Annotated in this window: 12 protein-coding genes; 5 read left to right on the top strand and 7 right to left on the bottom strand. The window is 69.7% G+C overall.

Translation table 11 applies throughout. The features are described 5' to 3' along the window. Positions 1 to 100: 100 nt before the first annotated feature. From AB0M88_RS40395 to AB0M88_RS40380, 4 genes are all read left to right on the top strand, one after another. Complete coding sequence (locus tag AB0M88_RS40395) at positions 101 to 682, top strand: HdeD family acid-resistance protein (protein WP_364111197.1); 582 nt, start codon at positions 101 to 103, stop codon at positions 680 to 682. Positions 683 to 748: 66 nt separating this feature from the next. Beyond that, complete coding sequence (locus AB0M88_RS40390; protein WP_364111195.1) at positions 749 to 1,012, top strand: UBP-type zinc finger domain-containing protein; 264 nt, start codon at positions 749 to 751, stop codon at positions 1,010 to 1,012. Between the two features lie 118 nt (positions 1,013 to 1,130). After that, a complete protein-coding gene (locus tag AB0M88_RS40385) occupies positions 1,131 to 1,334 on the top strand; it encodes a hypothetical protein (RefSeq protein WP_364111193.1) in 204 nt (67 codons plus the stop codon). A 2-nt stretch (positions 1,335 to 1,336) separates the two neighbouring features. Next, positions 1,337 to 1,903 carry a copper chaperone PCu(A)C gene (locus AB0M88_RS40380; RefSeq protein WP_364111191.1) on the top strand — a complete coding sequence of 189 codons (567 nt, stop codon included), beginning with the start codon at positions 1,337 to 1,339 and terminating at the stop codon, positions 1,901 to 1,903. Positions 1,904 to 1,957: 54 nt separating this feature from the next. Here AB0M88_RS40380 and AB0M88_RS40375 read toward each other — a convergent pair whose 3' ends face one another. The 3 genes from AB0M88_RS40375 to AB0M88_RS40365 all read right to left on the bottom strand — a co-directional run bounded on the left by AB0M88_RS40375 (position 1,958) and on the right by AB0M88_RS40365 (position 3,803). Further along, positions 1,958 to 2,242, bottom strand: a complete 285-nt coding sequence (locus AB0M88_RS40375; protein ID WP_364111189.1) for a hypothetical protein — start codon at positions 2,240 to 2,242, stop codon at positions 1,958 to 1,960. Positions 2,243 to 2,342: 100 nt separating this feature from the next. Then, positions 2,343 to 3,020 (bottom strand): BON domain-containing protein, encoded by a 678-nt coding sequence (locus AB0M88_RS40370; RefSeq protein ID WP_364111187.1) that lies wholly within the window; start codon positions 3,018 to 3,020, stop codon positions 2,343 to 2,345. 213 nt (positions 3,021 to 3,233) lie between these two features. Continuing rightward, complete coding sequence (locus tag AB0M88_RS40365) at positions 3,234 to 3,803, bottom strand: TetR family transcriptional regulator (RefSeq protein ID WP_364111185.1); 570 nt, start codon at positions 3,801 to 3,803, stop codon at positions 3,234 to 3,236. Positions 3,804 to 3,897: 94 nt separating this feature from the next. On the opposite strand from AB0M88_RS40365, the gene AB0M88_RS40360 reads away from it, so the two are divergent. Beyond that, a complete protein-coding gene (locus tag AB0M88_RS40360) occupies positions 3,898 to 4,623 on the top strand; it encodes an SDR family oxidoreductase (protein ID WP_364111183.1) in 726 nt (241 codons plus the stop codon). Between the two features lie 122 nt (positions 4,624 to 4,745). Here AB0M88_RS40360 and AB0M88_RS40355 read toward each other — a convergent pair whose 3' ends face one another. The 4 genes from AB0M88_RS40355 to AB0M88_RS40340 form a co-directional block, all read right to left on the bottom strand. Then, entirely contained in the window at positions 4,746 to 5,939 is a 1,194-nt protein-coding gene (locus tag AB0M88_RS40355) for a CopD family protein (protein ID WP_364111181.1), read from the bottom strand. A 21-nt stretch (positions 5,940 to 5,960) separates the two neighbouring features. Next, on the bottom strand, positions 5,961 to 6,914 hold the full coding sequence (locus tag AB0M88_RS40350) for a proline racemase family protein (protein ID WP_364111199.1): 954 nt from the start codon (positions 6,912 to 6,914) through the stop codon (positions 5,961 to 5,963). A gap of 5 nt (positions 6,915 to 6,919) precedes the next feature. Beyond that, positions 6,920 to 7,756 carry a pyrroline-5-carboxylate reductase gene (gene proC / locus AB0M88_RS40345; protein WP_364111179.1) on the bottom strand — a complete coding sequence of 279 codons (837 nt, stop codon included), beginning with the start codon at positions 7,754 to 7,756 and terminating at the stop codon, positions 6,920 to 6,922. 94 nt (positions 7,757 to 7,850) lie between these two features. Beyond that, on the bottom strand, positions 7,851 to 8,762 hold the full coding sequence (locus AB0M88_RS40340) for a MurR/RpiR family transcriptional regulator (RefSeq protein ID WP_364111177.1): 912 nt from the start codon (positions 8,760 to 8,762) through the stop codon (positions 7,851 to 7,853). Positions 8,763 to 8,874: the final 112 nt, after the last annotated feature.

Raw genomic sequence — 8,874 nt, 5'->3', positions numbered from 1 at the left:
TTCCGAGCCACCACCACGGCAACCAACCATCAGCCACACCCCGCTGCCCCGGGCATCCAGGGCAGCAACCCCGAACAACTTCGATCTTAGGGAACGAACCATGTTGGATACCTTGTCCCAGCTCTGGTGGGCCACCGTTCTCCGCGGCGTCGCAGCCGTGATCTTCGGCCTGCTGGCACTGGTCTGGCCGGCCGCGACGCTCCTGGTACTGGTCATTTTCTTCGGTGCGTACGTGCTGGTCGACGGCCTACTCAACGTCGCGACCGCGATCGCCGGCGGCCGCGGCGACGCCGGCAGTCGCGCCTGGGTCGCGGTGCAGGGCCTCGCCGGCATCGTCATCGGCGTGCTCACCTTCGCCTGGCCCGGCGTCACCACGCTCGCCCTGCTGTGGCTGATCGCCGCCTGGGCGGTGGTCACCGGCATCGCGCAGATCGTGGCGTCGTTCCGGCTGCGGCGGCAGATCCGCAACGAGTGGCTCCTCGGCCTCGGCGGCGTGCTGTCGATCATCTTCGGCGTGCTGCTCGTCATCTGGCCGGGCACCGGCGCGCTCGCCGTGATCACGATGATCGGCATCTACGCCCTGATCTACGGCGTCGCGACGATCGCGCTCGGCATCCGCGTCTACCGGCAGGTCCACGCCCACCAGCACATCCCCGGCGGCCATCGGCCGGCCACCGCCTGACGAACGACACGCGGCAGTGCGCCGCGGGACACCCGATCGCTTCCTATCGAAATGCAGGACGCTGTGATGACCACTCTCTCCGATCCGCATGTCGTCATGATCAGGCCGGTGACACCGACGCCCCCCGAGGGCTGCGCCGAGTGCCTGCAGCTCGGTACGCCGTGGGTACATCTGCGGTTGTGCCTCACCTGCGGGCACGTGGGCTGCTGCGACTCCTCGCCGCTCAAGCACGCGCGTCAGCACGCCGCCACGATCGGGCACCCGATCGTCGAGTCGTACGAGCCGGGTGAGGACTGGCGCTGGTGTTACGTCGACGAGAACTACGTCTGAGCGCCGCCGGATCTCCGGCTCCCGCGGGGCGAAACCACCTGATCCGGGTGAGCCGTTCTCGCCCCGGGCCGGCACAGCATCGGGCTGCCCCCTTATCCGCGACGCCAAGGACTATCTCGTGTTCGATCCGCTGGACCACTTCGGACTGCCCACCGACAAGCACAGCCGGCACTGGCCCGAGCTCGACCCGGAACCGGCCGACGCCCGGGCGACCGACGCGCGTACACCCGCTGCCGCGCTCGGGGACGACGACCGGGTCGAGGCCGCCACGATCCCGCAGACCGTCGATCGTGTCCGCGACGCCCTGCACGGCGTGGTCTGACCATGGTCACAGCAGCGTCGCGCCTCAAGGCGCCGGCCCGGATCGCGCTCGTCACCGCGTTCGCGGTCGGCGCCTGCGGCACCGCATCGTCGCCGCCGGCCGGAAACGTCAACGACACAGGCGTCGACACCCTCGCCGGCAACCTGCACCTGCTCGCCGTGCATGTGCCGGCGCCGTCCGGGGACGGATATCCGAAGGGTGCCGATCTGCGCGTCATACTCACCATCGTCAACCTCGGCCGAGCGCCCGACGCGCTGGTGGCGGCATCCACGCCGGACGCCCGGAAAGCCGAGATCCGCTGGGACCGCAACTGCGACAGCAAGCCCGACGTGGTCAGCCGTCTGCCGATTGCCCCGGCCGACGACCCGGCGCCGGCTGAGCGCGGCGTGCAGCCGTTCGACCCGTACGACGTGCTACTCGTCGCCGCGACCCGGGAAGTCCTGGCGGGCACCGAGGTCCCGCTCACCCTGAGGTTCACCACGGCCGGAACGGTCAGAACGAGCGCTTATGTGCTGCCCAAGACGGCGCACATCGAGGAGCCCGTACGGACCTGCAAGAGGTCGCCTTAGCCGACCGGCGGCCGCCCGCACCGGGCGGCCGCCCACCCGTGCTGAACGCCGTCGTCACCGGCCCTCCGACCCGGGCTCAACCGGGTTGAACAAGTCCGCCGGCCGGCCGTCGTCGGGCGCCTGATAGATGTATCGGATGAAGTCGGCGCCGGCATCGTTGTCGGGGCCGCCCGGCCACTGACCGCCGGCGTCCACGCCGACGACGTGCCGGCTGCTCAGGTCCGCGTGGTCGACGACCGCCCACACGGTGACCGGGTAGCACATCGTGTTCTCCGGGGTCAGCCGCCAGCGGGCGTACCACCCGGGGGACGCCGGGACGATCTGTGCGATCTTCTTCACGCCTGGGCCTCCGTTCTCCGATCACACGGCGCCGTCAGCAGTGGCGGCGCCGGGATGAGCGCGCCTCCCCCGGCCGAGACGCTCGAGACACGCTGACGTCTCACGGCTTGATCACGATCCGGTTCTCGACCGCGGTGACACCGGGCGCCGACCACGCCACACGCTCGGCCTCCTGCCGTTCCGCCCAGGCGCGTACGGTGCCGGTGAGGATCACCCTGTGCCCCTCCACCTTCACGTCGATCTTCTCGGCGTCCGTTTCCGCGCTGCGTACCAGAGCTTCCTGGATCTGCTTCTCGAGCTCGTCGGGCGCCGGCCCGGTGCGCGGACGCACCTCGATCACGTTGGTGACGCCCTTGACGCCGGCCAGCGTACGGACGACGCGCTCGGCCTCCCGGCGCTGGTAGTCCCACTCGACCTCGCCCTGGAGGGTGACCCAGCCGCCGGAGACGGACATCTTGACGGTATCCACGGGGACCAGGGAGTCGAGCTCCAAAGCCCGGGCCGCCGCCTGCGCGATGCCCTTGTCGGTGAGCTCCTCGTCGCCCGGCAGCCGCACCTCGATTTCGTTGACCACCGCCTCGACCCCGTCGACGCGCAACGCCGCCCGTTCCGCGGCCCATTTCTTGTAGAAGCTGTCCACCGAGCCGGTCAAGGTCGCCACGCCCTTCTCGACCGCGACCCCGATCTCGTTGGGTGACACCCGGGCGTCCCACTTCAGTTCTCGCAGGACGTCGCGCTGCACGTCCTCGTCGGTCAGTTTGGTGGCTGTCCTGGCCATGCGGTTTCTCCTTCGGCACACGAGCTGATCTTCATCCGTCGCGGGCCGACCATGGCGGCCGACACAGCCCGCGATCCGATCGGTGCCGAGCCACTGTCGGGCGGATCCGGATGAGTCCGGCTCACCCGTGGCGGAGTAGATGCGGCGCGAAGGTGTTCAGCGGCCACCGCAACACCCGATCGGTCCCCGGCGATTCGGGTTCGAGCCGGTTGGTCAGCGACGGTCGAGTGCGTGGGTGAGTTCGTCGGCGGCTTCGCGCACCCGGGCCGAGTAGGCAGCGGCGTCCGGATCCTCGGCCCAGCGCCCGAACGCGGCCCGGAAGATGGCGACGCCGACGTTCGCCAACAGGCCTGCCGTCGGCGGGGCGGCCCCGCGCTGCCGTAGAGCTGCCTCCAGGGCGTCGCAGACGGCGGCGAACTTGGTCCGGCCGCGCTCCTGCAGATCGGCGCTGCTGTCGACGATCGCCTGTCGCTGCGCGGCATGCGCGGCGACTCGAGCCGCCAGCGCGTCGCCGACCCGCTCAAGGGCGGTGAGCAGGGCTTCGAATGGCGTGAGCCCCGCGTCGGCCTTCAACACGGCGTCGGCGAGCGCGGCCGGAAGCTGATCAGAGCCAGCGAAGAGTACGTCGCGTTTGTCGGCGAAGTAGCGGGAGAACGTGCGACGCGTCAGCCCGGCGCGCTCGGTGATCTGCGCGACGGTGACGTTCTCGTACCCGTGCTCCAGAAACAGCGCTAGCGCCGCCTCTCGCAGCCGTTCCTCCGCTCCCTGCTCCCAACGCGGCATAACCCGGATTCTAGCAGTGATGGCTCATTGAGACATCAGGTGCTACGTTGATGTCTCAATGAGCCATCACCGTGGCGAACTCAGGAGGCGCACCATGGCACTTACCGGTCAACGCATCGTCGTCATCGGCGGCAGTTCCGGCATGGGACTGGCCACGGCCCACGCGGCAGCGGGAGCCGGCGCCGTAGTCACCATCGCCTCAAGCAGCACGGAGCGCATCGACGCCGCGCTCGCCGAACTGCCGGACTCGTGCAGCGGCGCCGCACTCGACGTGCGCGACGAGGTTGCTGTCGCCGACCTGTTCGCCCGGGTCGGCGAACTCGACCACATAGTGTTCACCGCCGGAGACCAGCCCGAGCGCCGCGCGCTCGAGCAACTCCCGCTCGACGGGGCCCGTCGCACCTTCGACGTGCGGTTCTGGGGGGCAGTCGCCGTGGCCAAGCACGCCGCCCCGCGCATCCGCCCCGGCGGCTCGATCACCCTCACCTCGGGGACGGTCGGCGTCCGCCCGGTCCCCGGGGCCGCTCTGGCCTGCGCCGGATCCGTGGCAACCGAGGGCCTCACCCGCGGACTCGCCGTCGACCTAGCCCCCGTCCGGGTCAATGCCGTTCGCTGTGGCGCCGTCCGCACCCCGCTGTGGGACGCTGTCCCCGAACCCCAGCGCACGGCGGTGTTCGACACCTTCGCGCGGCGCGCGCTCACCGGCGCGATCGGTGAGCCGCAGCAGATCGCCGCGGCACACCTCTATCTGATGGAGAACCACTTCGTCACCGGCACCGTCCTCACCGTCGACGGCGGCTTGATTTTGACCGGAAACTGACGGCATCGGCTCAGTCCCCGGTCGCGACCGTGACCTGACGCTATATCACGCTATTAGTCGGGACTGCCTTGGCCCGGCCGAGGGTTAGACCACGCGCCCCACGACCCGCCACGCCCGAGGACTCACGCCACCGAAGACGCCTTCACAGCCGGCGAAGGCGCAGCCGACGAAGCGCGCGCCAACCGATCGGACACCTTGGCGGTAGCGATCAACGAAGCGGCCAGCAACACCGCCATCACCGCCCCGATCGCCAGCACCCCACCATTGACGACGGGCGTCGGATCCCCGCCCTCGTCACGCGACGACCCGGTCAAGAAGGTGATCGCCACCAGCACGCCGACCGCGAGCAGCCCCTCCACCGCGACCAGCCGCGGGAAGACCTTGAGCGCGAGCCGGAACACCGACCGGTCATCACCGGCCGTCCGTGCCCGGGCGATGCGGGGCATCATGAGGAACTCGTTCACCCCGCCGATCGCGATCATGGTCACCACCAGGCTGATCTTGATGAGCAGCACGTGCCCGAACTCGGTGGTGAACAGTTCGCGCGGGGAGCCGACGAACCTCCAGGCCAGCCAAGAACCCGTGATCAGCGTGCAGCCGACGGTGGTCAGCGCGACCTTGCTGAACCGCGTCCACAGCTGCGCCCAGGTGAGCCCGGCCGACGACGTCAGCTGCCGCGACCGGGCCGCCAGCACGACCAGCGTGACGATGCCGCCGGTCCAGGTGGCGTTGGAGATGATGTGCACGTGGGTCAGGTTGTCGTCGAGGAAGCCGTCGAAGCTGTACTTGCCGAAGTCGGTCGGCACGCTGAGCACCTGGACGCCGATCACCGCGACGATGAACGACGACCAGACGAGAAGCGCGGTCCGGGCTCGCGGGAGGAAGAGAAGGATCAGCAGGATCGCGGCGACCGCCCAGAGCGAGTACTGAACGAGCGCCTCGGCGCCGGACGAGATCCATTCGCCTTTCTTGCCCGGTGCGCTGACGTAATGCCAGATCGCGGACGGCGCGAGGGCGTGGCTGAACGGGATCTCCTTACCCTTGACCCGGGCCGCCTTGCCGGCGATCTGCAGGTAGAAGGCGAACAGAGCGAACACGCCGATGCACGCCATGAACGTGTTTGCCGCCCGGGTGAGGACGGTCCGGTCGCCCGGGTCGACCGACGGGCGGTTGAGCACCGGCCGGATGACGGCGCCGTAGACCAGGGTCACGCCGAGCGTGCCGAACAGGCCGATGAAGAACGCGACCTCGGTGAGGGCACGCCAGAGGGCGGGAGGCGGGTTGGGGTCGGTGGCCGCAAGGACGTGTACGAGCACGGGAGACTCCAGGAAGGCTGGTCAGCGCAGCACGAAGCCGGCGCCGAGCGGGTCGTGGTCGTCGAGCGTGAAGGTGGCGCCGCCGGTCTGATAGGCCATGCCTTCGACCTCGGTCACCACGCCGGCCGGGTCTTCGCCGACGATCCGGCCGAGGAAGGTGGTGCCGATGATCGATTCGTGCCGCAGCCACTCGTCCGGGCCGATCAGGCCGTCGGCGGCGAGCAGGGCGAGCCGGGCCGAGGTGCCGGAGCCGCAGGGCGACCGGTCCACTTCACCGTCGGCGAAGATCGTGACGTTGCGCTGGGCCGGCCCGTGGGGGTGCCTGGGCAGGTTCTCGTAGAGGATGGTTCCGTAGATGCCGTCGAAGCGGTCGTCGAGCGCCCATTTCACGGCGCGTCCGAGGGCGGTCAGCTCGGTGACGTTTCCCGGTTCGATGGGGAGCTCGGAGCGGACCGAGGCGTACCGGGCTCCGCCGTAGCTGACGTCGGCCCGGACCGTACGGTCGCCGACCTGGACCTCGATGTCCCGGGCGACCACCGACGACGGCACGTTGCGGAAGGCCACCGTGGTCACGCGACCGCCGACGCGGGTAACCCGGGCGCTGACCCGGCCGGACGGCACGTCGATGACGACCGTGGTGTCGCCGTCGTGGGCGGCCGGCACCAGACCGGTGTCGACCGCCCAGGCGCCGAGCGCGATCGTGCCGTGGCCGCAGGCAGTGGAGAAGCCGTCCTTGTGCCAGAACAGGACGCCGAGCTGGGCGCCGTCGTCGTCGGGCGGGACGAGGAAGCAGCCGTACATGTCGGCGTGCCCGCGCGGTTCCTGCACCAGCAGGCGGCGGGTGAACTGGACCTGTTCGTCGGCGATGGCGCGCTCGCGGCGTTCGGCGACGGTTTTCCCGGGGATCTCCGGGGTGCCGGCGGTGACGATGCGGAACGGTTCGCCGGCGGTGTGATAGTCGGTCACGCCGAGCATCGCGTTCACTGGCCCTCCCAGCGGCTCAGCTCGACCGAACGATCGCGGGCCGCCTCGGCGGCAGCGATCATCGCCGCCCGCACGCCTCGCTCCTCGAGCTGACGCAGCGCGGCCACGGTAGTACCGCCCGGGCTGCTCACCGCCGCCCGCAGGCGGACCGCGTCGTCGGATGATTCGCGCAGCAGCGTTCCGGCTCCGGCGACCGTACGGTCGACCAGCCATTCGGAGAGCGGACGCGGCAGTCCCAGCAGGACCCCGGCGTCGGTCAGGGCCTCGGCGACCAGCAACAGGTAGGCCGGTCCGCTGCCGGACAGGGCGGTGACGGCGTCGAGCTGGGTCTGCGGCACCTGGACGACGTCCCCGACCGACTCGAACAGTCCTCGGACCAGTTCGACCTCGTGTGGGTCGACGCCGGCGCCGGGGCTGATCGCGGTCACACCCGCTCCGACCCCGATCGCCGTGTTGGGCATGCAGCGCACGACAGCGGCCGCCACCCCGAGGCCTTTCTCGATGCGTTCGATCGGGACGCCGCCGACGACCGAGACGATCAGATGGTCCTCGGTGACCCGGCCGGCGAGGTCGGCGAGGACCGCGTCGACCTGGTACGGCTTGATCGCGAGGACCAGTGTGCGGGCCCGGTCGGCGGCCTGCCCGGCGTCGCGGGCGAGGGTGAGTCCGGGGGTGTCCCGCAGCCGCCTGGCGCGGGCTTGGTCGAGTTCGACGAGCGCGACCTGCCCGGGGGTGCGGAATCCGGCCCGGAGCAGGCCGGTGAGCAGGGCTTCTCCTAGATTGCCTCCGCCGATGACGGCCACGCCGTCGGCGGTCGAAGCGACCCCGGCCATAGCTCTCCTCGCATCGCTGTAACAAATACTACGCTATGGAGAAGCAACGTAGCAGCTACTACAGCGATGTCAATGGATCGCTCAATCGACAACCTCAGCGGGGGCGACGCTTGGATCGACTGACCAGATCGCGACTGTCCGACTTGATCAGTTCCGAGCGCAAATTGGTGAGCAGATCGGACCGGCTCGTGGTCAGGCCCTCGTCGCGGGCGGCGAGCCCGAGGAACAGCGCGTCCGCGATGATCATCGAGGTGAACGCCTCGCCGACGAAGCCGCTCTGCGAGTACGCCGCTTGCAGGACCAGGTCGACGCGGTCGCCGAGCAGCGGCGCGAGCGAGTCGGTGATCAGGATCGACTTGGCACCGACCGACTCGACCCGCGACAGGATCACCTCGTGCTCGCGCAGGAGCCGGGCCGGCGAGAACATCACGACGGCGTCCGACCCGGTGAGCATCAGCAGGTCGTCGGCGAGCCGGAAGCCGGTGGCCCCGGTGCCGGTCGCGGGATAGCCGAGGCGCGCCAGCCGCAGCGCGAGGTAGTGGGCGTTGCCCTCCGACGGGCCGATGCCGAAGCAGAGCGTGCGGTGGGCGCCGGCCAGGATGTCGAGAGCCCGCACGAAGTCCTCGTTCGAGAGCTGGCGCTCGGTCTCGCCCAGGCGCTCGTAGGTCTCGCGGAACAGCCGGTCGAGCAGCGACGACGGCCGCGCCCCGACCTCCTCGATCCCCTGGTAGAGCCGCTCCGAGGGCTTGGGTTTCTTGAGCATCTCCTGGCCGACCAACTGTTTCAGTTCGGTCAGACCGGAATAGCCCAGAGCTTTCGCCGTACGCACGACGGTCGCATCGCTCGTTCCCGATGCGGCGCCGATCTCGTCCGCACTGGCGAAGACCGCGTCCTGCTGGTGGTTGCGCAGGTACTCGGCGACCTGGCGTTCGGCGCGCGACATCGTGGCCAGGCGGGAGACGACCCGCTCCTCCAGCGTGGCACCGGATTCGTTCGTAGCGTTCATGACCCCACTTGACGTAGACGTAGTTGGCACTACATAGTGCTTCAAATACGTCGGCAACTGTAACAGCGCCTACAACCAGGCCAGCTGACCAGCACTTACGTTGATCCTCGAC

The sequence above is a fragment of the Actinoplanes sp. NPDC051411 genome (assembly GCF_040682075.1).
Classification (GTDB): Bacteria; Actinomycetota; Actinomycetes; order Mycobacteriales; family Micromonosporaceae; genus Actinoplanes.
This window is presented reverse-complemented; position numbering and strand designations above follow the sequence as displayed.

Excerpts from the sequence above, each read along its gene's own strand:
- AB0M88_RS40395 (WP_364111197.1), top strand. The coding sequence starts at position 101 with ATGTTGGATACCTTGTCCCAGCTCTGGTGGGCCACCGTTCTCCGCGGC.
- AB0M88_RS40390 (WP_364111195.1), top strand. The coding sequence starts at position 749 with ATGACCACTCTCTCCGATCCGCATGTCGTCATGATCAGGCCGGTGACA.
- AB0M88_RS40380 (WP_364111191.1), top strand. The coding sequence starts at position 1,337 with ATGGTCACAGCAGCGTCGCGCCTCAAGGCGCCGGCCCGGATCGCGCTC.
- AB0M88_RS40370 (WP_364111187.1), bottom strand. The coding sequence starts at position 3,020 with ATGGCCAGGACAGCCACCAAACTGACCGACGAGGACGTGCAGCGCGAC.
- AB0M88_RS40365 (WP_364111185.1), bottom strand. The coding sequence starts at position 3,803 with ATGCCGCGTTGGGAGCAGGGAGCGGAGGAACGGCTGCGAGAGGCGGCG.
- AB0M88_RS40360 (WP_364111183.1), top strand. The coding sequence starts at position 3,898 with ATGGCACTTACCGGTCAACGCATCGTCGTCATCGGCGGCAGTTCCGGC.
- AB0M88_RS40350 (WP_364111199.1), bottom strand. The coding sequence starts at position 6,914 with ATGCTCGGCGTGACCGACTATCACACCGCCGGCGAACCGTTCCGCATC.
- proC (WP_364111179.1), bottom strand. The coding sequence starts at position 7,756 with ATGGCCGGGGTCGCTTCGACCGCCGACGGCGTGGCCGTCATCGGCGGA.
- AB0M88_RS40340 (WP_364111177.1), bottom strand. The coding sequence starts at position 8,762 with ATGAACGCTACGAACGAATCCGGTGCCACGCTGGAGGAGCGGGTCGTC.